Source organism: Pseudomonas sp. A (genome assembly GCF_056270345.1).
This window is the reverse complement of sequence record NZ_CM149873.1, coordinates 5,379,247-5,405,827: the sequence shown is the minus strand read 5'-3', so window position 1 is coordinate 5,405,827 and position 26,581 is coordinate 5,379,247. Positions and strand designations below refer to the sequence as shown.

Below are 26,581 nucleotides of genomic sequence, written 5' to 3'. Positions count from 1 at the left end.
ACCTGATGGAAAGAATGACGACATGAGCGACCTCAAGACCGAAGCGCAAGACCTGCAACAGGAAGAAAACGCCCTGATCGCCCTGCGCAAGGAAAAACTTGCCGCCGAGCGCGCCAAGGGCAATGCCTTCCCCAACGACTTCCGCCGCGACAGCTACTGCAACGATCTGCAGAAGCAGTACGCGGACAAGACCAAGGAAGAGCTGGAAGCAGCCGGCATTCCGGTCAAGGTCGCCGGTCGCATCATGCTCAACCGTGGCTCGTTCATGGTCATCCAGGACATGACCGGTCGCATCCAGGTCTACGTCAACCGCAAGACCCTGCCAGAAGAAACCCTGGCTGCGGTCAAGACCTGGGACCTGGGCGACATCATCAGCGCCGAAGGCACCCTGGCCCGTTCCGGCAAGGGCGACCTGTACGTCGAGATGACCAACGTGCGCCTGCTGACCAAGTCGCTGCGCCCGCTGCCGGACAAGCACCACGGCCTGACCGACACCGAGCAGCGCTACCGCCAGCGCTACGTCGACCTGATGGTCAACGAGGAAACCCGCCACACCTTCCGTGTGCGTTCGCAGGTGATCTCGCACATCCGCAAGTTCCTCATCGAGCGCGACTTCCTCGAAGTCGAAACCCCGATGCTGCAGACCATCCCAGGCGGCGCCGCGGCCAAGCCGTTCGAAACCCACCACAACGCCCTGGACATGGCCATGTTCCTGCGCATTGCGCCGGAGCTGTACCTCAAGCGCCTGGTGGTCGGTGGCTTCGAGAAGGTGTTCGAGATCAACCGCAACTTCCGTAACGAAGGCGTTTCGACTCGTCATAACCCCGAGTTCACCATGCTCGAGTTCTACCAGGCCTACGCCGACTACCGCGACAACATGGACCTCACCGAGGAACTGTTCCGCGAGCTGGCGCAGCTGGTACTGGGCAGCACCGACGTGCCGTACGGCGACAAGGTGTTCCACTTCGGCGAGCCGTTCGTGCGCCTGTCGGTGTTCGACTCGATCCTCAAGTACAACCCGCAGCTCACCGCCGCCGACCTGCAGGACGTCGACCGTGCTCGCGAGATCGCCAAGAAAGCCGGCGCCAAGGTGCTCGGCCACGAAGGCCTGGGCAAGCTGCAGGTGATGATTTTCGAAGAGCTGGTCGAGCACAAGCTGGAACAGCCGCACTTCATCACCGAGTACCCGTTCGAAGTCTCGCCGCTGGCCCGTCGCAACGACGACAACCCGGCCGTGACCGACCGCTTCGAGCTGTTCATCGGTGGCCGCGAGATCGCCAACGCCTACTCCGAGCTCAACGATGCCGAAGACCAGGCCGAGCGCTTCCTGGCCCAGGTGGCCGAGAAGGACGCCGGTGACGATGAGGCCATGCACTATGACGCCGACTTCGTTCGTGCCCTGGAGTACGGCATGCCGCCGACCGCCGGTGAGGGCATCGGTATCGACCGTCTGGTGATGCTGCTGACCAACTCGCCGTCGATCCGCGACGTGATCCTGTTCCCGCACATGCGCCCACAGGCCTGAGCGATCTGAACAAGCCGCCTTTCGAGGCGGCTTTTTCATGCCTGAAGCTTTATGTTGTTTGTGCTGGCCTCTTCGCGGGTAAATCCGCTCCCACAGGGGCGTCGCACATAACCTGTGGGAGCGGGTTTACCCGCGAAGAGGCCGGCACCGGCAACCCACTGTTCATGAGGTACCTCCAGTGACCCCCGCAATGCCCCACCAGGGCGCCGCCGGCATCGCCACCGCCGTCGCCGAGAGCGTGCAGTACCAGGGCCGCAAGACCGCCCGCCAGGGCAGCGAACAGCGCCGCCAGCAGATCCTCGACGCTGCCATGCGCATCGTCGTGCGCGATGGCGTGCGCGGCGTGCGCCACCGCGCCGTGGCCGCCGAGGCCGCTGTACCGCTGTCGGCCACCACCTACTACTTCAAGGACATCCAGGACCTGCTGGCCGATACCTTCGCCCAGTACGTCGAGCGCAGCGCGGCCTACATGGCCAAGCTCTGGACCAACACCGAAGGCGTGCTGCGCCAGTTGCTGGCCCAGGGCGACGGCAGCCCCGAGGCCCGGGCGCACCTGGCCGATGAAGTGGCGCGCATGCTGGCAGACTACGTCCTGCGCCAACTGAACAACCGCCGCGACTTCCTCATGGCCGAGCAAGCCTTTCGCCAGGAGGCGCTGCTGTGCCCGCGCCTGGCCGAGCTGGTGCAGGCCCACGAGCAGATCCTGCTGCATGGCGCGCGGCAGATCCTGCAGGTGGTCGGTTCGCGCCAACCCGAGCAGGATGCCCAGATGTTGACGGCGATAATCGAGCAGATGGAATATCAGGGCCTGCTCAAGGATGCGAATGCGCAGGCCGATGAGCAGATGCTCGCTATCCTTGTCCGATACCTGCAGATGGTGCTGGCCTCGGCCTGAGTGGCGAACGACTTTTCAAGGAGAACCTGATGAAAGCCTGGCGTGTGGTGTTGTTGACCTTGTCATTCCTCCTGCTGGGCGGTTGTCTGGTGACGTTTGACGAGCCGCTGCCGGCCAACCAGCCGGCGCCTAAGACCCTGCTCGGGCAGTGGAGCAGCAAGGACGCCTGGGGCCAGCCGCTGAAGCTGAGCATCAGCCGCGCCGGCGGCAACACCTACAAGGCGGTGGCCCGCGCCCAGGGCAAGGCGCCCGAGGAGTACGCGTTCACCGTGGCCCGGCACGGCAACCGCTGGTACCTGTCGGCCGGCGTGCCCAAGCGCCTGGGCGGCAACTTCCTGATCGGTGGCTTCGAGGTGATCGACGGCAAGCAGCTGGTGGTCTACAACCTCGATGTCGAGCAGGTGCAGCAGGCCGTCGCAAAGAAAGAACTGAGCGGGCGCAATACCGAAGTGCCGGAAGATAACGGCGAGGGCGTGCTGATCGACAGTCCGACCGAGCGGGTGCTGGCGTACCTGGACGATCCCGCCAACTCCGATCTGTTCGTCGAGGTGGCGCGCTTCCAGCGTGTTGGCAAATAGTGGCGACAGTGTGTGCCTTTTCGCGGGTAAACCCGCTCCCACAGGCACTGCGCAGCTTTGTCGACGGCGCTGAACCTGTGGGAGCGGGTTTACCCGCGAAAAGGTCTGGCACGTATCTGAACCGTTAAGGAGTCCCGCGTGGACGAGTACCAGCAGACCATACGCACGTTGTCCGACCGCATCGTCGCCACCCAGACCCCGATCCGCGTGCTCGACGCAGTGAAATGGGACGACGGCATCCGCCAGGGCTTCCTCAAGGCCAAGGGCAAGGAGCCACCGGCGGTGGACCGTGCCTACTACCAGAGCCGCCCGCTGTCGTTCGACTCCAGCGCGGTGAAGGCCGAGTTCCAGAGCATCGAGCGCGACATCACCCGGCAATTGGGCCAGTTCAACCCGGTCGGGCAGATCATGCGGCGCATGTGCAAGGAATACCGCATGGTGGTGCGCATGCTCGAGGCACGCGGCACCGAGGACTTCGGATTGATCTCCCAGGAGCTCTACGGCGCCGCCTCCGATGCTTTCCACGCCGGTGATCCGACCCTGGCCGACCTGGGCCTGATGCTCTCGGACTACCTGAACAACATCGACGGTCGCGGCGACCTGAAGGACGAACCGAAGAACCTCACGGCCAAGGAAGCGGTGGCGATCCTCCAGCGTCGCCTGAACAAGGTGTTCGGCGAAGCCGAGGAGACCATCCGCGTGTTCGAGTCCGACGGCATCGTCGCTGACGCCGCGGCCGGCGCCGACTACATCAAGGTGCGCGCCGACGCGATGTTCAACAGCCGCGACGTGCGCGCCCTGGAAGTGCATGAAGGCCTGGTGCACGTCGGCACCACCCTCAACGGCCTGAACCAGCCGATCTGCACCTTCCTGGCCAAGGGCCCGCCCTCGTCGACGGTGACCCAGGAGGGCCTGGCCATCCTCATGGAGGTGATCGCCTTCGCCTCCTACCCCAGCCGCCTGCGCAAGCTCACCAACCGCACCCGTGCCATCCACATGGTGGAGGAGGGCGCCGACTTCCTGCAGGTCTTCGAGTTTTTCCGTGGCCAGGGCTTCGAGATGGGGCAGAGCTACAGCAATGCCAGCCGGGTGTTCCGTGGTTCGGTGCCCAATGGCCTGCCATTCACCAAGGACTTGTCCTACCTCAAGGGCTTCATCATGGTTTACAACTACATTCAGTTGGCCGTGAAGAAGGGCAAGCTCGAGCAGATCCCGTTGCTGTTCTGCGGCAAGACCACCCTGGAAGACATGCGCACGCTGCGCCAGCTGGTCGAGGAAGGGCTGGTCGAGCCGCCCAAGTACCTGCCCGAGCAGTTCCGCGACCTCAACGCGCTGTCGGCCTGGATGTGCTTCTCCAACTTCCTCAATCACCTGAGCCTGGACCGTATTGAAGCCGACTACGCGAACATTCTCTGACGCCTGCCGTCACCTCGCCTTCGGCCTCGGGTTGCTGCTGTTGAGCGGCTGCAGCAGCCTGCTGTTCTACCCTGAGCCCGGCCAGCCGTTCACCCCGGAAATGGCCCACCTGCAGTACCAGGACCTGACCCTCAACGCCGCCGACGGCACGCGTCTGCATGGCTGGTGGCTGCCTGTGCCGCAGGGTGTCGAGGTCAAGGGCACGGTGCTGCACCTGCATGGCAATGGCGGCAACCTGGCCTGGCACCTGGGCGGCAGCTACTGGTTGCCGAAAGAGGGCTACCAGGTGCTGATGATCGACTATCGCGGCTATGGGCTGTCCCAGGGCAAGCCGACATTGCCTGACGTGTATGGCGACATCGGCGCGGCGCTGGACTGGCTCGACAAGGCGCCCCAAGCCAAGGGCAGGCCGCTGGTGCTGCTGGGCCAGAGCCTCGGCGGGGCCATGGCCATCCACTACCTGGCCCAGCACCCCGAGCAGCGCCGACGCTTCAGCGCCCTGGTGTTCGATGGCGTGCCGGCCAGCTACCGGGCGGTGGGGCGTTATGCCCTGAGCACTTCGTGGATGACCTGGCCACTGCAGGTGCCGCTGTCGTGGCTGGTGCCGGACGGCGACAGTGCGATCAACTCGATCGCCCGCCTGGACAGCCCGCCGAAGCTGTTCTTCCACAGCATCGACGACAACCTCGTGCCGTTGGACAACGGACTGCGCCTGTACCGCCAGGCGCCGCCGCCCCGGGTGCTGCAGCTTACCCGGGGCGACCATGTGCAGACTTTCGCCGACCCGACCTGGCGCCAGGTGATGCTGCGCTTCCTGGAAGACCCTAGCCATTTCAACGGCCTGCGCCGCCTGGCCGAAGTACCCAACTACCCTGACGAGAAGAACAAGCAATGAGTGAAGAACGCAACGCCATCCCGCTGATCCTGACCGGCGTCGGCAGCATCATCGTGACGGTGGGAGCCCTCTGGTACTACGGCTACCTGCATTTCGCCAAGCCCGAGGATGCGCTGTTGCTGCAGGATTTCACCATGCTCAAGACCATTCCGGGCGAAGACTACAAGCTCTCGCTGACGCCGGCGCCACAGGTGGCGCAGTGCATCGATGGTGTGCTGGTGCTGTTCGACACCGAGCAGAAGGGTCTGACCGGCGTGCTGGTGGACAACCGCAAGCGCGCGGTGCGTTGCATGGGGCAGGAGACGCCGCAGCAGGTGCAGTGAGCGTGTCCTGATTTCAGATGGGACAGGTGCTAGGACAGGCTTCAGGAGGGTGCATCTGCGTGGGAGCGGGCTTGCCCCGCGATGCGTCGCCCGCACGATGTTCAATCCTAAGCCATGAAAAACCCCGCCATCAGGCGGGGTTTTTCACTCAAGCACCAGCGATTACTGGATCTGGCTCACCGCCCGCGGTGCCACCGGCTGGTTGTCGTTGGAGATGGTCACCTCCACCCGACGGTTCTGCGCGCGGCCCGAGTTGCTGCCGTTGTCGGCCACCGGGTACTCCTTGCCATAACCCTGGGCGACGATGCGCGCGGGATCCACGCCGGCACGTACCAGTGCCATACGCACGGCGGCGGCGCGGCGCTCGGACAGGGTCTGGTTGTAGTTGGCCGAGCCGACACTGTCGGTGTAGCCCTCGACGATCACCTTGCGCTCAGGGTTCTCCTGGAGGAACTGGGCCAGCTTGGTGACGTTGGGGTAGGCGCTGCTCTTGAGCACGGCCTTGTTGAAGTCGAACAGCACGTCACCGAAGGTCACCAGGGTGCCACGGTCGGTCTGCTTGGCGTTCAGGCTGTCCTGCAGCTTCTTGATCTGCGCGTCGCGGGCGTCCAGCTTGGCCTGGGCGCGCTGGGCGGCGGCGTTCTTGAGCTCGGCCTCGGCGCCGCGCAGGGCGATGGTCTGCTTGGCCACTTCGACACGCTGGTTGGTCAGGTAGGCGAGCTGGTCGACTTTCTTCGAGTCCTCGCGCTCCATGTAGGCCTTGTCGGCCTTGTTCAACCAGTCCTGGGCGTCCTTGGTCTCGAGTGCGGCCACCTTGCTCGATTGCGGGTCGCTCTGCAGGGCGGAGAAGTTGGTGCGGGCCGACTCCAGGTTGGCGTTCGGGTCGTGGGAGCAGGCGGCGAGGCCCACGCTCAGGGCCAGCAGGGCGGGAATCATGACGTAGTTGCGCATAGTGTTCATCCTTTGATCGTTAACGAAGGCTCATGAGGCAGGGCAGGGCTCATTCGGCGCTGCGCAGGCCTTCCTCGCGTACATCGTTGATACCCTGGCGGGCATCCTGCACGGCCTTCTGGGCCTTGGCCGCCTGGGCCTTGCGCTCGGCGACGCGGGCGTCCCACTCAGCTTGCTCGGCCAGCAGCTTGGCCTGGTCGTACTGCTTGTCGTGCATGGCGATCTCGGCCTTCTTGAACTTGTCCTGGGCAGCCTTCATTTCCACTGCGGCGAACTCGGTGCCACCGGCACTGACCGCCGAGTTGACCGCCGATTGGGTCACGGCGTATTGCTCGGTCGGCGGTTTGCCCGCGCAGCCGGCCAGCACCAGGCTGCTGCCCAGGGCCAGCGCGGCCAGCTTGAGCCCGCGCAGGTGAGTGGAGGAAGGTTGTGCGATGCGGGTCTTCATGGTGGTCAACTCCATTGGGTCACTCCTGTTAAACGACGATGCCACGCCGTGGCTATCGCTGTTCCCCTGTGGCCAGCGTCGGGCGCAAAGGCCCGTGTTTACAGGGTTTTGCCGTGATGGCTATTGGCTGTGACCGAGGCGTTTTTTGAATAGTTCAGAAAAATTTGCACGCTAAAGGTATTTTTTTCTGACTAATCAGTCAGCGGAATTTCCATGGAACTTCCGCTGTGGATGACGGTATGCCGGGTCTTGCCCGGCACCCGGAAAGGCTCAGTGCGACTGCTCTTCCTGCACCCGGCCAAGGGCCTGCAGGTGGCGCCGGGAGAGGGCCAGGAAGCGCGGCGTAGGGCCGATGTCCTCGTACAGCGGGTCGCCTTCCTCGTCGGTGGCGATCACCTGCTGGCCCTTGATGTAGGGGAAGCTGGTCTCCAGTTCCTCGAGCGCCGCCGCCACCAGTTCGCCCAGCAGTTCCTCTGGGCTGCGCTTGGGGTACATGTCGATCAGCGCGGCCAGGCGCGCTTCGGCTTCCATTTCCAGGTGCAGGACATGGCCGGTGGGGCTAAGACGGCCGGCGGCGTTCTGTTCCCAGTGCTGGGCAAGTTGGCGAATTTTCATGATGACCTCTGTCAAAGCCTGGTAATGGCATTGCTTCGGATGTCCTGTGTTCACTTTAGTTGCTCTGGCCGCTTCTGGCTTGCCAGGCGCAGGCGCGAGTGGGCACTCTTGGGCGCATGCGGTTTCCTGGAGTGGAGAAGGCTGATGAGTGATATCGATCTGCGCTTGCGCGAGGATGTGCACCTTTTGGGAGAACTGCTGGGCGAGACCATCCGCCAGCAGCATGGCGAGGCGTTCCTGCAGAAGATCGAGGACATCCGCCACAGTGCCAAGGCCGACCGGCGCGGGCAGGGCGAGCGACTGAGCTCGACCCTGGGTGACCTGGCCGAGGAGGACCTGCTGCCGGTGGCGCGGGCGTTCAACCAGTTTCTCAACCTGGCCAACATCGCCGAGCAGTACCAGCTGATCCGGCGTCGCGACGCCGACCAGCCCGAGCCCTTCGAGGCGCGGGTGCTGCCGGAACTGCTGGCGCGGCTGAAGACGGCGGGCCACGGCAACGATGAGCTGGCCCGGCAACTGGCCAGGTTGAACATCGAGCTGGTGCTTACCGCCCATCCCACCGAGGTAGCCCGCCGCACCCTGATCCAGAAGTACGACGCCATCGCCGCGCAACTGGCCGCGCAGGACCACCGTGACCTCGTTCCCGGCGAGCGCCAGCAGGTGCGCGAACGCTTGCGCCGCCTGATCGCCGAAGCGTGGCACACCGAGGAGATCCGTCGCACCCGGCCGACCCCGGTGGATGAAGCCAAGTGGGGCTTCGCGGTCATTGAGCACTCGTTGTGGCAGGCGATCCCCAACCACCTGCGCAAGGTCGACGCGGCCTTGTTCGAGGCCACCGGGCTGCGCCTGCCGCTGGAGTCGGCGCCAGTGCGCTTCGCCTCCTGGATGGGCGGTGACCGCGACGGCAACCCCAATGTCACGGCGGCGGTCACCCGCGAAGTCCTGCTGCTGGCGCGCTGGATGGCCGCCGACCTGTTCTTGCGCGATATCGACGGCCTGGCCGCCGAACTGTCCATGCAGCAGGCCAGCGCCGCCCTGAAAGACAAGGTCGGCGACAGCGCCGAGCCTTATCGCGCCCTGCTCAAGCAACTGCGCGACCGCCTGCGCGCCACCCGCGCCTGGGCCCATGCCTCGCTGACGAGCACGCAGCCGGCCAGCGCCGCGGTGCTGGTGGACAACCGCGAGCTGATCGCGCCGCTGGAGCTGGCCTACCAGTCGCTGCATGAATGCGGCATGGGTGTGATCGCCGACGGCCCGTTGCTCGACTGCCTGCGTCGGGCGGTGACCTTCGGCCTGTTCCTGGTGCGCCTGGACGTGCGCCAGGATGCCGCCCGCCACCGCGATGCGCTGTCGGAAATCACCGACTACCTCGGCCTCGGTCGCTATGCCGAGTGGGACGAGGAGCGACGCATCACGTTCCTTCAGGCTGAGCTGAAAAACCGTCGCCCGCTGTTGCCGGCGCACTTCCAGCCCCAGGCCGAGACGGCCGAGGTGCTCGCCACCTGCCGCGAGATCGCCGCCGCGCCTGCGGCGTCGCTGGGGTCGTACGTGATCTCCATGGCTGGCGCGGCCTCCGATGTGCTGGCGGTGCAGTTGCTGCTGAAGGAGGCCGGGCTGACCCGGTCGATGCGCGTGGTGCCGCTGTTCGAGACCCTGGCCGACCTGGACAACGCGGGCCCGGTGATGGAGCGCCTGCTCGGTTTGCCGGGTTACCGCGCCGGTCTGCAAGGGCCGCAGGAGGTGATGATCGGCTATTCCGACTCGGCCAAGGACGCCGGCACCACCGCGGCGGCCTGGGCCCAGTACCGCGCCCAGGAGAACCTGGTGCGCATTTGCCGCGAGCACCAGGTCGAACTGCTGTTGTTCCATGGCCGGGGCGGCACGGTCGGGCGCGGCGGCGGCCCGGCCCACGCGGCGATCCTGTCGCAGCCACCGGGCTCGGTGGGCGGACGTTTCCGCACCACCGAGCAGGGCGAGATGATCCGCTTCAAGTTCGGCTTGCCGGGCATCGCCGAACAGAACCTCAACCTTTACCTGGCCGCCGTGCTGGAGGCGACCCTGCTGCCGCCGCCACCGCCGGAGCCGGCCTGGCGCGCGCTGATGGACCAGTTGGCCGCCGACGGCGTCAAGGCCTACCGCGCCGTGGTGCGCGAGAACCCGGACTTCGTCGAGTACTTCCGCCAGTCCACCCCCGAGCAGGAGCTCGGCCGTCTGCCGCTGGGCAGCCGGCCGGCTAAGCGCCGCGCCGGGGGCATCGAGAGCCTGCGGGCGATCCCGTGGATCTTCGGCTGGACCCAGACGCGACTGATGTTGCCGGCCTGGCTGGGCTGGGAAACGGCGCTGAACAATGCCCTGGCACGCGGGCAGGGGGCGCTGCTGGCACAGATGCGCGAGCAATGGCCGTTCTTCCGCACCCGCATCGACATGCTGGAGATGGTCCTGGCCAAGGCCGATGCGCAAATCGCCGAAGCCTACGACGAACGTCTGGTGCAACCCGAACTGCTGCCGTTGGGCGCGCACCTGCGCGACCTATTGTCGCAGTCGTGCCAGGTGGTACTGGGCCTGACCGGGCAGCCGGTGCTACTGGCGCACAGCCCGGAAACCCTGGAATTCATCCGTCTGCGCAACACCTACCTGGACCCGCTGCACCGCCTGCAGGCCGAGTTGCTGGCACGCTCGCGCAGCCGTGAAGCCGCTCTGGACAGCCCGTTGGAGCAGGCCTTGCTGGTGACCGTGGCGGGGATCGCGGCAGGTTTGCGCAACACCGGCTGAGGTTGTTCGAGGCCGGTCGTGGTCATTAGCCGGGCTGGCCTCGACCCAACCCCCGACGGCCGGTTGCGCCGGGCGCAACCAGTGCCCCGGCCAGCGGCGGGCGGCCCGTTCCTGGCACTTTTGGACGCTTGTCGGGGGGGCGGGCGCTGTGTATCTTGAGCAGCCTTTTGACCGATTTTACGGTCTCGTCCGATTTTCCGGAGTTGGCCTTGTGCGCCGAATCCGTTGATTTGCAAAGAAAAATATGAGGAGCACAAGATGCGCGTAATTCTGCTGGGAGCTCCCGGGGCCGGTAAAGGTACTCAGGCAAAGTTCATCACCGAGAAGTTCGGTATTCCGCAGATCTCCACCGGTGACATGCTGCGTGCCGCCGTCAAGGCCGGCACCCCGCTGGGCCTGGAGCTGAAAAAGGTCATGGATGCCGGCCAGCTGGTCTCCGACGAGCTGATCATCAGCCTGGTCAAGGAGCGCATCGCTCAACCGGACTGCGCCAACGGCTGCCTGTTCGACGGCTTCCCGCGTACCATCCCGCAAGCTGAAGCCATGGTCGCTGCCGGTGTCGACATCGACGCCGTGGTCGAGATCGCCGTGGACGACGAAGAGATCGTCGGCCGCATGGCCGGTCGCCGCGTGCACCTGGCCTCGGGTCGCACCTACCACATCCAGTACAACCCGCCGAAGGTGGAAGGCAAGGATGACGTTACCGGCGAAGACCTGATCCAGCGCGACGACGACAAGGAAGAAACCGTGCGTCACCGCCTGTCGGTCTACCACAGCCAGACCAAGCCGCTGGTGGACTTCTACCAGAAGCTGTCGGCGGCCAACGCCGGCAAGCCGAAGTACAGCCACATCGAAGGTGTCGGCTCGGTCGAGTCGATCACCGCCAAGGTACTGGCAGCCCTGAGCTGATCCGTCGACCTTGTCCGACAACGGCCCGCTTGCGGGCCGTTGTCGTTTATACTGCCGCTCTTTTTCCCCTGTTGCCTGGATACCTCGTTCGATGACCACCTTGCTGGCCCTGGATACCGCCACCGAAGCCTGTTCCGTCGCCCTGCTGCACGACGGCAAGGTGACCAGCCACTACGAGGTGGCCCCACGCCTGCACGCGCAGAAGCTGTTGCCGATGATCAAGCAGCTGCTGGCCGACTCGGGTGTGGCGCTGAGCGCGCTGGACGCCATCGCCTTCGGTCGCGGCCCGGGCGCCTTCACCGGCGTGCGTATCGCCATCGGCGTGGTCCAGGGTCTGGCTTTTGCCCTCGAGCGTCCGGTGCTGCCGGTATCCAACCTGGCGGCCCTGGCCCAGGGCGCGCTGCGCGAGCGAGGCGTGCAGCAGGTGGCCGCGGCCATCGATGCGCGCATGGACGAGGTGTACTGGGGTTGCTACCGCGCCGAGCAGGGTGAGATGCGCCTGCTCGACCAGGAAATGGTGCTGCCGCCCGAGCGGGTAACGCTACCGCAAGGTCTGGATGGCGAGTGGTTCGGCGCCGGTACCGGCTGGGGCTACGCCGAGCGCCTGGCGGTGCAGGTCGCGGCGAGCGACGCCGTTGCCTTGCCCAGCGCCCTGGACATCCTTGCCCTGGCCGGCTTCGCCTGGGCCCGGGGCGAGGCGGTCGCCGCCGAGCAGGCGCAACCGGTCTATCTGCGCGATAATGTGGCTACGCCCAAGGCGCGTTGAATGCAGTTCGTCGGCTATCGCTGTTCACGATAAAACCTTTTGCGCGTTCTGTGGTCCAGTTATCAGTTCGGGCATTAGCGAAGGATTCCTGATGCTGCTAAATTGCCATCATTGATCCTGAGTGCCCCTGTCATGCGTATCGACGGCTTCTCCTCACAGAGCTACCCCATCAAGCGTACGCCTCGCAAGGCGCCAGCGCGTGACGAAGCCATCGACGAAGCCGATGCCGAGATCATCGAGGACATCGACGCACAGGTCAGCCGTGCCAGCCGTCGCGGCGAGAACCTGCCGGCCCGCCAGCAGGACCTGATCTACCCCCGCGCCCGCGACCGGCGTACCTCCACGGCCCTGGCCAGCTACCTGACCACTGCCGGCTTCACCGACTGGGAGATGGAAGTACTGGGGCTGGACCTGTACATTTGATGGATGACGCCATCACCCCTCCCTTATTTCCTCGGTTGCCCGTCCTGGGCTGAAAACGCCTGGCGCGAGTACCTGTACCCCGCCGACGCTCGCACCAGCGAATTCCTCGGGCTGTACAGCCAGGTATTCAACGCCGTCGAAGGCAACACCACCTTCTATGCCCGTCCCGCGCCAGCGACGGTCGAGCGTTGGGCGCAGATCATGCCGATGGGGTTTCGCTTCACCGCCAAGTTTCCCGGGGATGTCAGCCACGCGGGCGACCTGCGCGAACAGCTCGACTCGGCGCTGGACTTCACCCGACTGATGGCCCCCTTGGGCGAGCGCGTGTCGCCTTACTGGCTGCAATTGCCGGCGATGTTCGGCCCGGCGCGCCTGGGCGAGCTTGCGTACTTCCTCGATGAGATCGGCGTGCCGGTGGCGGTGGAGGTGCGCAACGACGCATTCTTCGCCCGTGGCGAGGAGGAGCGCCAGCTCAACCGGCTGTTGCATGAGCGTAGTGTCGAACGCATCTGCCTGGATCCGCGTGCGCTGTTCAGCTGCGCTTCGCGCGAGCCCGCCGTGCTTCATGCCCAGGCCAAGAAGCCCAAGGTACCGCCGCGCCCGGCAGCCTTTACCCAACACCCGCAGGTGCGCTTCATCGGCCATCCCGAGCTCGAGGCCAATGAGCGCTTTCTCACGCCCTGGGTGGACAAGGTCGCCGCCTGGATTGAAGAGGGGCGCCGCCCCTACGTATTCCTGCACACCTCGGACAACCGCCTGGCTGCGGCACTGGCGCAGCGTTTTCACCAGCGCCTGATGACCCTGTTGCCAGGCTTGGCGGCGCTGCCTGAATTGCCGCGCGCCCCTGAGGTCGAACAACTGGGATTACTGTGATCTGACTGTCGGAGGTTGAACCATGGATGTGCAAACCCTGCGAGCCGAAGCCTTCAAGGCACTGCATGAGCGTGATGGCGCGTTCGTCATTCCCAACCCGTGGGATGGCGGCTCCGCACGGTTGCTGGCCAGCCTGGGTTTCGAAGCGCTGGCCACCACCAGTGCCGGGTTGGCGTTCAGCCTCGGACGGCCGGATGCCGAAGGCGCGCTGACGCTCGAGGAGACCCTCGACAATGCCCGCGCCATCGTCGATGCCACGCCGTTGCCGGTGGCGGCGGACCTGGAAAACGGCTTCGGCGATCTGCCGGAAGACTGCGCGCAGACTATCCTGCGCGCTGCCGAGGCGGGGCTGGTGGGTGGTTCGATTGAAGATGCCAGCGGGCGCAACGATGCGCCGATCTACGATTTCGAACGCTCCGTGGCACGGGTGCGTGCCGCCGTTACGGCCGCCCGCAGCCTGGCCTTCCCCTTCACCCTCTGTGCCCGCGCCGAGAACCTGCTGCACGGGCGCCTCGACCTGGACGACACCATCCGCCGGTTGCAGGCCTATGCCGAAGCCGGAGCGGACGTGTTGTACGCGCCCGGTCTGCGCAGTGTCGATGAGATCCGCGCGGTGGTGCAGGCCGTGGCCCCCAGGCCTGTGAATGTGTTGATGGGCATGGCAGGCGTGCCCTTGAGTGTGAACCAGTTGCAGGACCTGGGGGTGAAGCGCATCAGTGTCGGCTCCTCGCTGGCGCGGGCGGCGTTGGGCGCTTTCCAGCGGGCTGCGCTGGAGATCCGCGAGCTGGGCACCTTCGGCTATGGCGAGCAGGCCCTGCCTTTCGCCCAGCTCAACGATCTGTTCCGTCGCTGAGGTCGCATGCGCAGAATGTTCACCCTGCTGGGCGGCCTGTTGCTGGTTGTGCTGCTCGCCTGGTTGTCGGGCTGGCGTCTACCGGATGCCTGGAACCCCTGGGCTGCCCTGGATGTGCGGCATCCTCCGAATCTGCTGACGCCCTACAAGCTGTCGCGCCTGCGCGACGATCCCGAGCTATGCCGCCAGGCGTTGCAGACCACCCCGCTGCGGTATCGACCGCAGAGTGACAGCCCGCCGCAGGCCGCTTGCCCGTTGCGCAACGTCTGGCGTGTGGAGGGAGGACAGGCGCGCTTGAGCAGCAGTTTCCTCGCCAGTTGTCCGCTGGCGGTGGCCTATGCGCTGTTCGAAGTGCATGGATTGCAGCCGGCGGCGCAGCGGGTGTTCGGTCAGCCGGTGGTCCAGGTCGATCATCTGGGCAGTTTCGCCTGCCGCAATGTCTACCACCGCAAGCAAGGCCGGCTCAGCCAGCATGCCACGGCCAATGCGCTGGATATCAGCGGTTTTCGCCTGAAGGATGGCCAGCGCATCGTACTGGCTCAGGACTGGCGGGGAGAGGGCCTCAAGGCTGACTTCCTGCGGCAAGTTCAGGCGGCGGCCTGCGAGAGCTTCAGCACGGCTTTGGGGCCGAACTACAACGCCGCGCACCACAACCACTTTCACCTGGACATGGGTTTCTGGCAGATCTGCCGTTGAACTCAGGCGTGTACGCGCACGTTGTTCAGCACCACCGGGCGCGCCCAGTGGATATCGAACTCCAGGTCGTTCTGCTGCTTGGCCAGCGTCTGCTCGTCGAAGGGTTCGGGCGCAGGGTCGAGCAGGTTGGTCTCGAACTCGGCGATCGGCAGGAACAGCGGCCGTGGCGATGGGCCGGGGCCGGGCTCGGCGGTGGGGTGGCCCTGGCTCATGACCACAGGGCGCAGCCAGCTGTTGCTGATATCGAGCTGGCGCTGTTGCTCGATCAGTTCGACGGTGTCGAAGGGCTCGGGGGCGGGCGGCAGCAGCTTGGCTTCCAGTTCTGCCTTGGGCAGGAACAGCGGCTCAGGCGGAGCCACTTCGGTGTCGTGAACAGGCAGGGTGCGCTGGGCATCGATCAGGGCCAGGGCGCGGGCGCCGCCGACTGGTTCGCCGCTGTCCTGGTCGCACTGCATCAGCGCCTGGCTGAAGGTGTCGACTTTGCCTTGCGATTGCTCTGCCATGGCCTGGGCGAAGAAATCCTGCCACAGGTGGCTGACGCCACCCAGTGCCTGGGTATTCTGTCGACCGTAGTTGCCGACGGGCGACAAGTAGGTCAAGCCGATGGGAAGAGTGTCTGACATGGCAGTCGCGGACGTTGAGCTCTGGCAGAATAGCGGGATATTGCCTGTATCGGCTCTGGCCGGGGTTTCATTAATTTATTTCGAGTGCGGGAACGGATGGTAGATCAGCAGCAGGGCGCAGGTATCAGGGTCGAGGCACTGGCCCCGCAGTTCCAGGCACAGGCCGAGGCATGGGCCGAGCGGCTGGGCTTGCCGTTGGTCGATGAAACCGCGGAATTCGCCGTGCAGCTGGGGGGCGAGGGGCTGCAGATCCAGCAGCTCGGGCCGCAGGCGCCGGGGCCGGTGCGGGTGGATTTCGTCGAGGGGCAGGCGGCGCACCGGCGGTTGTACGGGGGTGGCAATGGGCAGATGATCGCCAAGGCCGTGGGCATCGCCCAGGGCGTGCGCCCGCAGGTGCTCGACGCTACTGCGGGGCTGGGCAAGGATGCGTTCGTGCTGGCCAGCCTGGGTTGCCAGATGACCCTGATCGAGCGTCAGCCGTTGATCGCTGCGCTGCTGGAGGATGGTCTGGCGCGGGCGCGTGGGGACGAGGAGATCGGACCGATCGTTGCGCGCATGCGGTTGCTGACTGGCAATGCCATCGAGCGGATGCGGGCTTGGGAGGGGGAGGCGCCGCAGGTGATCTACCTGGATCCGATGTTTCCGCATCGGGACAAGAGTGCGTTGGTGAAGAAGGAAATGCGGGTGTTTCGGCCTTTGGTCGGCGATGACCTGGATGCGCCTGCTTTGCTCGAGGCGGCTTTGGCGCTCGCCACGCATCGAGTGGTGGTCAAGCGGCCGCGCAAGGCGCCTGTTATCGAGGGGGCCAAGCCGAGTCATAGTCTGGAGGGGAAGTCGAGTCGGTACGATATATATCCCAAGAAGGCTTTGAAGGCTTGACTGCTGGTTAGTTAGTTAGTTAGTTAGTTAGTTAGTTAGTTAGTTGGTTGGTTGGTTGGTTGGTTGGTTGGTTGGTTGGTTGGTTGGGGTGTTTGTTTTTTAAGTTGTAGACGCATTCGTTTGCGATGTCGACGCTTATTCACCTTTCCGCCCTTACGGCGGGTTACTTTGGTCTTGGCCAAAGTAACCAAAGCCGTTGCGCTCCATTCATCCGGCCCTCCGCTTCGCTCCGGGTCCCCTCACTCCGGTCTTGCTCCCGGGAGGACCGCGCTGCAGGGCCCATCCTGGGCCCCAGCGCTTGACGGGCATCCATGCCCGTCACCTCCCTCCGCAAGAACTCCGTTCGGCCTCCTGAAGTCGCGAAGTTACGGGCGGCGCCTGGACTGGCGCAGCTGTCGCTAGTTGAAATTTAATTGATCTCCCGATCGCATCGCGGGGCAAGCCAGCTCCCACGCAATAGTCGCCGCGATATATAAACCTGTAGGAGCGGGCTTGCCCCGCGAAAGGGCAGGAACAGCCAATACATAATTAACTGTCAAACAACAAACTTCGAATTTCTTGCTCTTGCTCTTGCTCTTGCTTCTAAGCGCGCAATAGTCCAGGCACCACCAATTGCGACTTCAGGAGGCCGAGCGGAGTTCTTGCGTAGGGAGGTGACGGCCATAGATGGCCGTCAAGCGCTGCGCCCCAGGATGGGGCGTTCAGCGCGGTCCTCCCGGGAGCAAGAACGGAGCGAGGGAACCCCGGAGCGAAGCGTAGGGGCCGGATGATGGAGCGAGGATTTTTTGGTTCCTTTTTGATCCTTCAAAAAGGGACCCGCCGTAAGGGCGGAAAGGTGACTATGCGTCACCATCGCCAATGAATGCGCATAAAAAAATAAAAACAATCATCCCCGAACCCGATCCCGATCTACCCCCGAAAAGCCCGAACAAAAACCCCAACAGCCTCCCGCACATGCGCCTCAGCCTCATCCCCACTCAGCGCCTGCGCACACCCCAGCAACAACCGATAATCCGGCGCCCCCTTCACCAGGCAGAAGAAATGCTCCGCCGCCCGCAACGGGTTGTCGATCCGCAGCAACCCCCGCTGGTCGACACAGTGCAGCAGCGCCGCCATCCCGGCCATCACCCGCTTCGGCCCCGCCTCGTAGAAGTACTGCCCAAACCCCGGATCCTGGCTCCCGAGGGCAAAGATCAGGCGACTCAGCTTGACCGCCTCGTCACTGCTGATCAGCGCCTGGAACCCACGGGCAATGTTCAGCAGCACATCCTCCACCGCCACCCCTTCCGGATACTCGAACATCAAGTCAGGCAATTGGTTCTGGCAGGTGGACATGACCGCCGCGCCAAACAGCGTCTGCTTGTCGGTGAAATGGCTGTAGACGGTGAGCTTTGAAACACCTGCCGCCGCCGCGACCGCATCCATGCTGGTGTTGGCATAGCCAAGGCTGAGGAACAGGTGCTTGGCGGCTTCGAGGATGGCCTCGCGCTTGGCCAGGTCCTTGGGCCGGCCTGGGCCGATGGGTGCGTCGTTGGACATGAGGGACCGCATTCAGTGTGAAAGGGGCACATCTTACCGGGTCGTGAAGCCGTCGGCTGCAGCATACGTCGCAACGCAAATATGAGTTTTCTCTGAAACGCCCGCTTCCCCGGCAAGGTTCGCTGACTTAATATACTCGCCAGTATAAATATTCGATGCACCCTCTGCCAAAGGTCATTCATCATGTTGCGTCGTGCGTTGTCCCTCGCCCTGCCGGCAGCCGCCGTGCTCCTGCTTTCCGCCTGCGGCCAGGAGGCCGCGCCACCTGCCGCGCCGCGGCCGGCGCTGGTGGTCCAGCCGCAACCCGCGCAGGCTTCGGCCGACAGCTATCCGGGCGAGGTGCGCGCGCGCTTCGAGCCTGAACTTGCGTTCCGCATCGGTGGCAAGGTCAGCAAGCGCCTGGTGGAGGAGGGGCAGCGGGTCAAGACCGAGCAGCCGCTGGCCGAACTCGATCCCCAGGACGTGCGCCTGCAACTGGAGGCCAACCGCGCCCAGCTGGCGGCGGCCGAGGCCAACCTGGCGCTGGTGCGCGCCGAGCGCGACCGCTACCAGAAACTGCTGGACCGGCAGATGGTCAGCCGCTCCCAGTTCGATAACGCCGAGAACCTCTACCGCGCCGGCCAGGCGCGCCTGAAACAGGCCAAGGCCGAGTTCGAGGTGGCCGGCAACCAGGCCGAGTACGCGGTGCTGCGCGCGCCCCAGGCCGGGGTGATCGCCAAGCGCCAGGTCGAGGTGGGCCAGGTGGTGGCCGCCGGGCAGACCGTGTTCACCCTCGCCGCCGACGGTGAGCGCGAAGTGGTCATCGGCCTGCCGGAGCAGCAGTTCGCCCGCTTCGCCGTCGGCCAGACGGTGAGCGTGGAGCTGTGGTCGCACCCGAACCGACGCTTCGAGGGCCGCATTCGCGAGCTTTCCCCGGCGGCGGACCCGCGTTCGCGGACCTTTGCCGCACGCATCGCCTTCACCTCCAACGACACGCCGGCCGAGCTCGGCCAGAGCGCCCGGGTGTTCATCGACCATGCCGAACGCTCGCCGCTGGCGGTGCCGCTCTCGGCGGTGACCGCCGAGGCCGGCCAGGCCTATGTCTGGAAGGTCGGCAAGGACAACCGCCTGGAGCGCGCGCAGGTGCGCCTTGGCGCCTATGGCGCCGACAGTGTGCCGGTGCTCGAAGGGCTGCAGGCCGGCGATTGGGTGGTCGCCGCGGGCGGCCATGTGCTGCGCGAGGGACAACAGGTGCGGCCTGTGGACCGCAGCAACCGTGAAGTGAACCTGGCGGCCAAGGAGTAAGTCCCGATGGGTTTCAACCTTTCCGCCTGGGCGCTGCGCAATCGCCAGATCGTGTTGTTCCTGATGATCCTGCTGGCGGCGATCGGCGCCATGTCCTACACCAAGCTGGGGCAGAGCGAGGATCCACCCTTTACCTTCAAGGCCATGGTCATCCGCACCCTGTGGCCCGGGGCGACCGCCGAGGAAGTGTCGCGCCAGGTCACCGAGCGCATCGAGAAGAAGCTGATGGAGACCGGCGAGTACGAGCGGATCGTCTCGTTCTCGCGGCCCGGTGAGTCCCAGGTCACCTTCATGGCCCGCGACGCGATGCATTCCAAGGACATCCCCGAGCTGTGGTACCAGATCCGCAAGAAGGTCGCGGACATCAAGCACACCCTGCCGCCCGAGGCGCAGGGGCCGTTCTTCAACGACGAGTTCGGCACCACCTTCGGCAACATCTATGCCCTGACCGGCGCCGGCTTCGACTATGCGGTGCTCAAGGACTACGCCGACCGTATCCAGATCCAGTTGCAACGGGTCAAGGACGTGGGCAAGGTCGAGCTGATCGGCCTGCAGGACGAGAAGGTCTGGATCGAGCTGTCCAACGTCAAACTGGCCACCCTGGGCATACCGCTGGCCGCCGTGCAGCAGGCGCTGCGCGAGCAGAACGCGTTGAGTACCGCAGGCTTCTTCGAGACGCCCAGCGAGCGCCTGCAACTGCGGGTCAGCGGGCGCTTCGACAGCGTCGAGCAGATTCGCCAGTTCCCCATCCGCGTAGGTGACCGCACCTTCCGTATCGGCGACGTCGCCGAGGTGCAGCGCGGTTTCAATGACCCGCCCGCGCCGCGCATGCGCTTCATGGGCGAGGATGCCATCGGCCTGGCGGTGTCGATGAAGGACGGCGGTGACATCCTGGTGCTTGGCAAGGCCCTGGAAGGCGAATTCGCCCGCCTGGCGCAAAACCTGCCGGCGGGCATGGAGCTGCGCAAGGTGTCCGACCAGCCGGCGGCGGTAAAGGCCGGGGTCGGCGAGTTCGTGCAGGTGCTGATCGAGGCCCTGGCGATCGTCCTGTTGGTGAGCTTCTTCTCCCTGGGCCTGCGCACCGGACTGGTGGTGGCGCTGGCGATCCCGCTGGTGCTGGCCATGACCTTTGCCGCCATGTACTACTTCGGCATCGGCCTGCACAAGATTTCCCTGGGGGCGCTGGTGCTGGCCCTGGGCCTGCTGGTGGACGACGCGATCATCGCGGTGGAGATGATGGCGATCAAGATGGAGCAGGGCTACGACCGGCTCAAGGCAGCGAGCTACGCCTGGACCAGCACGGCATTCCCGATGCTCACAGGTACCCTGATCACCGCCGCCGGTTTCCTGCCGATCGCCACGGCGGCTTCCGGCACGGGGGAGTACACCCGTTCGATCTTCCAGGTGGTGACCATCGCCCTGCTGACCTCATGGGTCGCCGCGGTGGTGTTCGTGCCCTACCTGGGTGAGCGCCTGCTGCCGGACCTGGCCAAGCTTCACGCGGCCCGCCATGGCGCCGACGGGCATGCCCCCGATCCGTACGCCACGCCGTTCTACCAGCGCGTCAGGCGGGTGGTGGAGTGGTGCGTGCGGCGGCGCAAGACGGTGATCGTCCTGACCATCGCCGCGTTCGTCGGCAGCATCCTGCTGTTCCGCTTCGTGCCGCAGCAGTTCTTCCCGGCCTCCGGCCGGCCGGAGCTGATGGTCGACCTGAAACTGGCCGAAGGTGCCTCGCTGAACAACACCTCCGAACGGGTCAAGCAGCTGGAGGCGCTGCTCAAGCAGCAGGATGGCATCGCCAACTACGTCGCCTACGTCGGCACCGGCTCGCCGCGCTTCTACCTGCCGCTGGACCAGCAACTGCCGGCGGCGAGCTTTGCCCAGTTCGTGGTGCTGGCCAAGTCGCTGGAGGACCGTGAGCGGCTGCGCAGCTGGCTGATCGGCACCCTCGACCAGCAGTTCCCCGACCTGCGCTCACGGGTCACGCGCCTGGAGAACGGCCCGCCCGTGGGCTATCCGGTGCAATTCCGCGTCACCGGCGAGCACATCGAGAAGGTCCGCGCCCTGGCCCGCGAGGTGGCGGGCAAGGTGCGCGAGAACCCGCATGTGGTCAACGTGCACCTGGACTGGGAGGAGCCGAGCAAGGCGGTGTATCTGGACATCGACCAGGACCGTGCCCGGGCGCTGGGGGTGAGCACTGCGCACCTGTCGAGCTTCCTGCAGAGCTCGCTGACCGGCAGCAGCGTCAGCCAGTACCGCGAGGACAACGAACTGATCGAGATCCTTTTGCGCGGCACCCCGGAGGAGCGGCGTGAACTGGGTAACCTCGGCAGCCTGGCGGTGCCCACCGACAACGGCCAGAGTGTGGCCCTGTCGCAGGTGGCGACCCTGGAGTATGGCTTCGAGGAAGGCATCATCTGGCACCGCAACCGCCTGCCCACCGTCACCGTGCGCGCCGACATCTACGACAAGGAGCAGCCGGCGACCCTGGTCAAGCAGATCCAGCCGACCCTGGCCCAGATCAAGAGTGAGCTGCCCGATGGCTACCTGCTTGAAGTGGGCGGCACGGTGGAAGACTCCGAGCGTGGCCAGCGCTCGGTGAACGCCGGCATGCCGCTGTTCATCGTGGTGGTGCTGAGCCTGCTGATGATCCAGCTGCGCAGTTTCTCGCGGATGTTCATGGTGTTCCTCACCGCGCCCCTCGGGCTGATCGGCGTGACCCTGTTCCTGCTGGTGTTCCGCCAGCCGTTCGGTTTCGTCGCCATGCTCGGGACCATCGCCCTGGCGGGGATGATCATGCGTAACTCGGTGATCCTGGTGGACCAGATCGAACAGGATATCGCTGCGGGGATGGCGCGTTGGCAGGCGATCATCGAGGCCACGGTGCGGCGCTTCCGGCCGATCGTGCTGACCGCATTGGCGGCGGTGCTGGCGATGATTCCGCTGTCGAGGAGCGTGTTCTACGGGCCGATGGCGGTGGCGATCATGGGTGGCTTGATCGTCGCCACGGTGTTGACCCTGCTGTTCCTGCCGGCGTTGTATGCGGCGTGGTTCAGGGTCAGGAAGGACTGAAAACCGCAGGGGAGGGCTGTGCCCTCCGTTCGCGGCACAAGGCCGCTCCTACAGGGATACGCAATCCACTGTAGGAGCGGCCTCGTGCCGCGAAAGGGCTGCAAAGCAGCCCCCATGGCCCTCAAAGAGCGCCGAACACCTTCTTGGCCAGGCTGGTCGCGGCACCGGCCGGGTTCTGGCGAATGCTTTCTTCCTGCTTGGCGATCATCTCGAACAGCCCGTCCAGGGCTTTCTCGGTCACGTAGCTCTCGATGTTGGCGCTCTTGGCGTCGACCACGCCCAGGCCTGCGGCTTGCCCGGCGAAGTTGTTGTACTGCTGGGCCAGGCCGACCTTGTCGGTGGCCTGCTTGACGATCGGCAGGAACTTGGCGCGGATCTGCTCGCGGCTGCTCTTGTTCAGGTACTGGGTGGCCGAATCCTGGCCGCCGCTGAGGATGCCCTTGGCATCGGTCACGGTCATCTTCTTCACCGCGTCCACCAGGATCGCCTGGGCTTGTGGCACCGCAGCCTCGGCGGCCTTGTTCATGCTGGATTCCAGGGCTTCGACCTGTTCACCCTTGCCGAACATCTTCATGGCCTTGGCGGCCTTGCCGAGGTTGCCCGGCAGCTCGATGCGCACGTCGGGGTTGTTGCTGAAACCGCCGGGGGTGCTCAGTTGCTTGACGGCGATCTGCGCGCCTTGGGTGAGGGCGTCCTTCAGGCCGCCGGAGGCGTCGCTCTGGGACAGGTCGCCGAGCGACAGGGCCAGGGCGCTGGCCGACAGCAGCAGGCCGGCGCACAGGGTGGTGAAGCGCAGGGAGGAGCGGATCATGGGGATTTCCTTATGGGCAGAATGGTGCAGGTTCAGCGTATCGGGTAGACCGGGATCGGGCCAGTTCACTCAACCGCCACAGGTTCCGGTGTTTCATCGCGGTGCAAGGCTACCTGGCGAATCGACAGACGCAGCTCTGCCGACAGTACCCGCTTGGCCACGCCCTCGGCCAGCTCGGCAAGCTTGTCGTGGTAACCCAGCTTGCCGTTGTCGTCCGGCTGCAGCACGCCTTCGCGCACCAGGGTCTGGATGAAGTGGCGGAACAAGGTCTTGTCGAAGAACTCCGGGGCGTTCAGGCCATGCAGGATCGACAGGCGCTGGGCCATCATCACGCACAGCTCCTCCAGCTCTTCGGCGCTCAGTGTGTGCTGGCCGCTGTTGAGCAGCAACGAGGTGGCCATGTAGAAGCGCTGCAGGGTCTGGGTGATGGTGCGTGCCAGCAGGGTCAGCAGGACGAACTGCCGCGAGCTGGGAGCTGGACGCATGTAGATGTCCTGCTCCCTGCGCAGCAGCCCCTGCTCGACCAGCGCCGTCAGCCACTGGTCGATCACCTCGTCCAGTTGCTCGGGCGTCCAGCGCAGGAACAGCTCGGCCTGCAGGTACGGATACAGCGCCCGCACGTACTGGCCCAGCAATTCGCGGCTCATGCGCGAGCTGCTGAGGAAGAAGCTCGCCAGCAGCCCCGGCAGGGCGAAGATGTGCAGTACGTTGTTGCGGTAATAGGTCATCAGCACCGCATTGGCTTCGTCCAGGTAGAGGATGCGCCCCAGCGCGTCCTTCTGCTCGGCCAGCAGGTCCATGCCCAGCACGTGGTCGATCAGCGCCTTGCCGTCGCCATCGGGCAGCGTGGTATGCGGCGAGTAGGGCACCTGGCGCAGCAAGGCCAGGTACAGGTCGAGTACGCGGGTCAGGGCGCGTTCGTCCAGGGCCAGGCGGCTGGTCGACAGCAGGGCCAGGGCCACCAGGTTGACCGGGTTGATCGCCGCGGCTTCGTTCAGGTGACGGGCGACCGTCTCGCCCAGACGGGTGGTGGTGTCGTTGAGCCAGTCCGGGCGGAACTGCGGGCCGAGCGGCTGATCGCGCCAGCCGGGCTGCTGTTCGTCGAGGAAGCTGTTGAGGCGGATCGGCTCGCCGAAGTTGACGTAGACCTGGCCGAAGCGCTGCTTGAGCGCGCCGATGACCTTGAAGATGTCGAAGATCGATTCTTTCTTCTTGCTGGCGCCGCGCAGTTCGCCCAGGTAGGTGCGGCCTTCGAGCACCCGCTCGTAGCCGATGTACACCGGGACGAAGACGATCGGCGTGCGCGAGGAGCGCAGGAAGCTGCGCAGGGTGATCGCCAGCATGCCGGTGCGCGGCTGCAGCATGCGCCCGGTGCGCGAGCGGCCGCCCTCGACGAAGTACTCGACCGGGAAGCCCTTGGTGAACAGGGTGTGCAGGTACTCGTTGAACACGGCGGTGTACAGCGGGTTGCCCTTGAACGTGCGGCGCATGAAGAAGGCGCCGCCGCGGCGCAGCAGGCCGCCGATCACCGGCATGTTGAGGTTGATGCCGGCGGCGATGTGCGGCGGCGTCAGGCCGTTGCGGAACAGCAGGTAGGACAGCAACAGGTAGTCGATGTGGCTGCGGTGGCAGGGTACGTAGATCACCTCGTGGCCGGGGGCGATGCCCTGCACCTGCTCGATGTGGTTGACCTTGATGCCGTCGTAGATCTTGTTCCAGAACCAGCTGAGCACCACTTCGAGGAAGCGGATGGCGGTGTAGGTGTAGTCCGAGGCGATCTCGTTGCCATAGTGCAGCGCCTTGGCCTCGGCCTTGGCGTAGGGGATCTTCTCGCGATCGGCCTCGTCGCTGATGGCCTGGCGCACCAGCGGGTCGTGCACCAGGCCCTTGACCAGGTTGCGTCGGTGCGAGATGTCGGGGCCGATCACCGCGGTCTTCAGGTTGCGGAAATGCACGCGCATCATGCGCTGGGCCATGCGCACGGTGCGCTCATGCCCCTTGTTGTGCTGCACCAGCTCGCGCAGGTGGATCGGCGCGGAGAACTGCACGCGGGTCTTGCGCCCCAGGATCAGCACGCTGAGCAGGCGGCGCAGGCGGCCGGTGACGGCCCAGCTGTCGGCGAACAGCAGCTTCCACGGGCTCGACTCGCTGGCGGGGGTCTGGCCCCAGAAAACGCTGACCGGAATGATCTGCGCGTCTTCCTCGGCGTGCTGGCTGATCGCCGCGACCAGGCGCTCGAGCGTCGGTGGCGCGCCGCGTTTGTCCTGGCGGCCGAGCCAGTCAGGCTCGGGGGTCAGGTAGAAGAACGCCGCGGGCTCCTGCAGCGGGCCGACGGCCACCGGCAGCACCGGACGTGGCAGCCCCGCCTTGGTGCACTCGTGGTCGATCACGGCCAGATCGGTGAGCGACGGCGAGGAGAGGGCGTAGAACACCGGTCGGCTGCGGTCGAGCTTGAGCGTCAGCGAGGACTGGTTGATGGTTTCGGAGCGCACCCACAGGTAGAGAACGCGACGCAGGGCGCCGAAGATGAGGCGGCGCAGGGGGGAACGGGTCATGGGGTGGGGCCCTGGGTGAAAGTTTTCGTGTTTTACTGCCCGTTAGTCTGCCGTATCTGCGTAAGTTCAGCAAAATTCGGCCAAAAATGACCCTGTCATGAATTTTTTTTGTTCCCTGTCATATACTCGGCCTGCCGCTTGCAGGATATTCGTGCAAGCTGCGTCGGCGCGGACGGTGAACCCGCGCCAGCAAGGCGATCTTCAAAATAAAAATCCGGAGTAGTTCAGATGTCGTCTCGTGAGACTGGGAATGTGAAGTGGTTCAACGATGCCAAGGGTTATGGCTTCATTCAGCGCGAAGGTGGTGCGGACGTGTTCGTCCACTATCGGGCTATCCGCGGTGAGGGGCATCGCACCCTGGTCGAAGGGCAGCAGGTCGAGTACGCCCTCGTGCAAGGCCAGAAAGGCCTGCAGGCCGAGGACGTGGTAGGGCTCTGAGCCTCGCGGCTGTACGCTCAAGCTGCAAGTTGACCGTGGAACTTGCAGCCTGATGCGAACGCCTTCAGTTCGTGCGCCAGGTGATTTCCTGTTCACCGTCGGCGCTGATGCGGATCCAGCGATCGGCATCTTCTTCCCCGTCTTCCTCCGCCCAGCTGCCAGGCGCACAGCGCACTTCGACGTTGAGCGCGGCGAATGCCGCACGGGCGCAGGCGATGTCGTCGGCCCACGGGGTCTGGTCGCTTTCCAGGTACAGGCTGTTCCATTTCCCCACAGCTTTCGGTAACCAGGTGACCGGAATGTTACCGGCCATGCACTTGAAGGTCTGGCCTTTCTGCTTCCATTCGCTGCACGGGCCCAGGGCCAGGGCGAGCCAGTCGGCGATCTGCTTGTGATCGACGTCGTCGTCCTTGAGGTAGATCTCGATATCGGGTTGACGCAT

At 65.2% G+C, this 26,581-nt stretch carries 25 protein-coding genes; 17 read left to right on the top strand and 8 right to left on the bottom strand.

Features of this window, described 5'->3' with window-relative positions:
- Positions 1 to 22: 22 nt before the first annotated feature.
- The 6 genes from lysS (at position 23) to AC0MAZ_RS24070 (ending at position 5,632) form a co-directional block, all read left to right on the top strand.
- Positions 23 to 1,525 carry a lysine--tRNA ligase gene (gene lysS / locus AC0MAZ_RS24095; protein WP_232857712.1) on the top strand — a complete coding sequence of 501 codons (1,503 nt, stop codon included), beginning with the start codon at positions 23 to 25 and terminating at the stop codon, positions 1,523 to 1,525.
- A gap of 190 nt (positions 1,526 to 1,715) precedes the next feature.
- Complete coding sequence (locus tag AC0MAZ_RS24090; protein WP_203652602.1) at positions 1,716 to 2,420, top strand: TetR/AcrR family transcriptional regulator; 705 nt, start codon at positions 1,716 to 1,718, stop codon at positions 2,418 to 2,420.
- Between the two features lie 29 nt (positions 2,421 to 2,449).
- Positions 2,450 to 2,998: a LolA-like protein gene (locus AC0MAZ_RS24085; protein ID WP_254463941.1), complete on the top strand. Its 549-nt coding sequence runs from the start codon at positions 2,450 to 2,452 to the stop codon at positions 2,996 to 2,998.
- A 138-nt stretch (positions 2,999 to 3,136) separates the two neighbouring features.
- Positions 3,137 to 4,414, top strand: coding sequence for a flavohemoglobin expression-modulating QEGLA motif protein (locus AC0MAZ_RS24080; protein WP_232857714.1), 1,278 nt, complete (start codon positions 3,137 to 3,139; stop codon positions 4,412 to 4,414).
- Entirely contained in the window at positions 4,386 to 5,309 is a 924-nt protein-coding gene (locus AC0MAZ_RS24075; protein WP_475859439.1) for an alpha/beta hydrolase, read from the top strand. The genes AC0MAZ_RS24080 and AC0MAZ_RS24075 overlap by 29 nt, the downstream gene beginning before the upstream one ends.
- Complete coding sequence (locus AC0MAZ_RS24070; protein ID WP_186659985.1) at positions 5,306 to 5,632, top strand: PA3694 family proteiin; 327 nt, start codon at positions 5,306 to 5,308, stop codon at positions 5,630 to 5,632. Before AC0MAZ_RS24075 ends, AC0MAZ_RS24070 begins: the two co-directional genes overlap by 4 nt.
- A gap of 162 nt (positions 5,633 to 5,794) precedes the next feature.
- Here AC0MAZ_RS24070 and lptF read toward each other — a convergent pair whose 3' ends face one another.
- From lptF to AC0MAZ_RS24055, 3 genes are all read right to left on the bottom strand, one after another.
- Positions 5,795 to 6,583 carry a lipotoxin F family OmpA-related lipoprotein LptF gene (lptF, locus tag AC0MAZ_RS24065; protein ID WP_475859436.1) on the bottom strand — a complete coding sequence of 263 codons (789 nt, stop codon included), beginning with the start codon at positions 6,581 to 6,583 and terminating at the stop codon, positions 5,795 to 5,797.
- Between the two features lie 49 nt (positions 6,584 to 6,632).
- Complete coding sequence (locus AC0MAZ_RS24060; protein WP_028691568.1) at positions 6,633 to 7,046, bottom strand: DUF4398 domain-containing protein; 414 nt, start codon at positions 7,044 to 7,046, stop codon at positions 6,633 to 6,635.
- Between the two features lie 255 nt (positions 7,047 to 7,301).
- Positions 7,302 to 7,646 carry a pilin assembly protein gene (locus AC0MAZ_RS24055; RefSeq protein ID WP_475859434.1) on the bottom strand — a complete coding sequence of 115 codons (345 nt, stop codon included), beginning with the start codon at positions 7,644 to 7,646 and terminating at the stop codon, positions 7,302 to 7,304.
- A gap of 144 nt (positions 7,647 to 7,790) precedes the next feature.
- On the opposite strand from AC0MAZ_RS24055, the gene ppc reads away from it, so the two are divergent.
- The 7 genes from ppc (at position 7,791) to AC0MAZ_RS24020 (ending at position 14,938) form a co-directional block, all read left to right on the top strand.
- Positions 7,791 to 10,418, top strand: coding sequence for a phosphoenolpyruvate carboxylase (gene ppc / locus AC0MAZ_RS24050; protein WP_475859432.1), 2,628 nt, complete (start codon positions 7,791 to 7,793; stop codon positions 10,416 to 10,418).
- 258 nt (positions 10,419 to 10,676) lie between these two features.
- Positions 10,677 to 11,327, top strand: coding sequence for an adenylate kinase (gene adk / locus AC0MAZ_RS24045; protein WP_028691565.1), 651 nt, complete (start codon positions 10,677 to 10,679; stop codon positions 11,325 to 11,327).
- 91 nt (positions 11,328 to 11,418) lie between these two features.
- Positions 11,419 to 12,093 carry a tRNA (adenosine(37)-N6)-threonylcarbamoyltransferase complex dimerization subunit type 1 TsaB gene (gene tsaB, locus AC0MAZ_RS24040; RefSeq protein ID WP_232857720.1) on the top strand — a complete coding sequence of 225 codons (675 nt, stop codon included), beginning with the start codon at positions 11,419 to 11,421 and terminating at the stop codon, positions 12,091 to 12,093.
- Between the two features lie 132 nt (positions 12,094 to 12,225).
- The gene (locus AC0MAZ_RS24035; RefSeq protein ID WP_203651067.1) at positions 12,226 to 12,516 is read left to right on the top strand and encodes a hypothetical protein; all 291 of its coding nucleotides are present in this window, start codon (positions 12,226 to 12,228) and stop codon (positions 12,514 to 12,516) included.
- Between the two features lie 3 nt (positions 12,517 to 12,519).
- A complete protein-coding gene (locus AC0MAZ_RS24030) occupies positions 12,520 to 13,389 on the top strand; it encodes a DUF72 domain-containing protein (protein WP_475859430.1) in 870 nt (289 codons plus the stop codon).
- Positions 13,390 to 13,411: 22 nt separating this feature from the next.
- On the top strand, positions 13,412 to 14,242 hold the full coding sequence (locus tag AC0MAZ_RS24025; protein ID WP_475859428.1) for an isocitrate lyase/PEP mutase family protein: 831 nt from the start codon (positions 13,412 to 13,414) through the stop codon (positions 14,240 to 14,242).
- A 15-nt stretch (positions 14,243 to 14,257) separates the two neighbouring features.
- Positions 14,258 to 14,938, top strand: coding sequence for an extensin-like domain-containing protein (locus tag AC0MAZ_RS24020; protein ID WP_443201123.1), 681 nt, complete (start codon positions 14,258 to 14,260; stop codon positions 14,936 to 14,938).
- Between the two features lie 2 nt (positions 14,939 to 14,940).
- Here AC0MAZ_RS24020 and AC0MAZ_RS24015 read toward each other — a convergent pair whose 3' ends face one another.
- On the bottom strand, positions 14,941 to 15,561 hold the full coding sequence (locus AC0MAZ_RS24015) for an energy transducer TonB (protein WP_475859426.1): 621 nt from the start codon (positions 15,559 to 15,561) through the stop codon (positions 14,941 to 14,943).
- Between the two features lie 96 nt (positions 15,562 to 15,657).
- Here AC0MAZ_RS24015 and AC0MAZ_RS24010 point away from each other — a divergent pair, with 96 nt between their 5' ends.
- Positions 15,658 to 16,440: a class I SAM-dependent methyltransferase gene (locus AC0MAZ_RS24010; RefSeq protein WP_475859424.1), complete on the top strand. Its 783-nt coding sequence runs from the start codon at positions 15,658 to 15,660 to the stop codon at positions 16,438 to 16,440.
- Positions 16,441 to 17,349: 909 nt separating this feature from the next.
- Here AC0MAZ_RS24010 and AC0MAZ_RS24005 read toward each other — a convergent pair.
- On the bottom strand, positions 17,350 to 17,991 hold the full coding sequence (locus AC0MAZ_RS24005; RefSeq protein ID WP_084942489.1) for a TetR/AcrR family transcriptional regulator: 642 nt from the start codon (positions 17,989 to 17,991) through the stop codon (positions 17,350 to 17,352).
- Positions 17,992 to 18,162: 171 nt separating this feature from the next.
- On the opposite strand from AC0MAZ_RS24005, the gene AC0MAZ_RS24000 reads away from it, so the two are divergent.
- Entirely contained in the window at positions 18,163 to 19,263 is a 1,101-nt protein-coding gene (locus AC0MAZ_RS24000; RefSeq protein ID WP_232856787.1) for an efflux RND transporter periplasmic adaptor subunit, read from the top strand.
- 6 nt (positions 19,264 to 19,269) lie between these two features.
- On the top strand, positions 19,270 to 22,335 hold the full coding sequence (locus AC0MAZ_RS23995) for an efflux RND transporter permease subunit (RefSeq protein ID WP_254463931.1): 3,066 nt from the start codon (positions 19,270 to 19,272) through the stop codon (positions 22,333 to 22,335).
- 121 nt (positions 22,336 to 22,456) lie between these two features.
- On the opposite strand, the gene AC0MAZ_RS23990 is transcribed toward AC0MAZ_RS23995, so the two are convergent.
- Entirely contained in the window at positions 22,457 to 23,146 is a 690-nt protein-coding gene (locus AC0MAZ_RS23990; RefSeq protein WP_475859421.1) for a DUF4197 domain-containing protein, read from the bottom strand.
- A gap of 65 nt (positions 23,147 to 23,211) precedes the next feature.
- Complete coding sequence (plsB, locus tag AC0MAZ_RS23985; protein ID WP_203651085.1) at positions 23,212 to 25,701, bottom strand: glycerol-3-phosphate 1-O-acyltransferase PlsB; 2,490 nt, start codon at positions 25,699 to 25,701, stop codon at positions 23,212 to 23,214.
- A 228-nt stretch (positions 25,702 to 25,929) separates the two neighbouring features.
- Between plsB and AC0MAZ_RS23980 the strand changes: the two genes are divergently transcribed.
- Entirely contained in the window at positions 25,930 to 26,139 is a 210-nt protein-coding gene (locus AC0MAZ_RS23980; protein ID WP_011535295.1) for a cold-shock protein, read from the top strand.
- 64 nt (positions 26,140 to 26,203) lie between these two features.
- Here AC0MAZ_RS23980 and AC0MAZ_RS23975 read toward each other — a convergent pair whose 3' ends face one another.
- On the bottom strand, positions 26,204 to 26,581 hold the full coding sequence (locus AC0MAZ_RS23975; protein WP_203651087.1) for a hypothetical protein: 378 nt from the start codon (positions 26,579 to 26,581) through the stop codon (positions 26,204 to 26,206).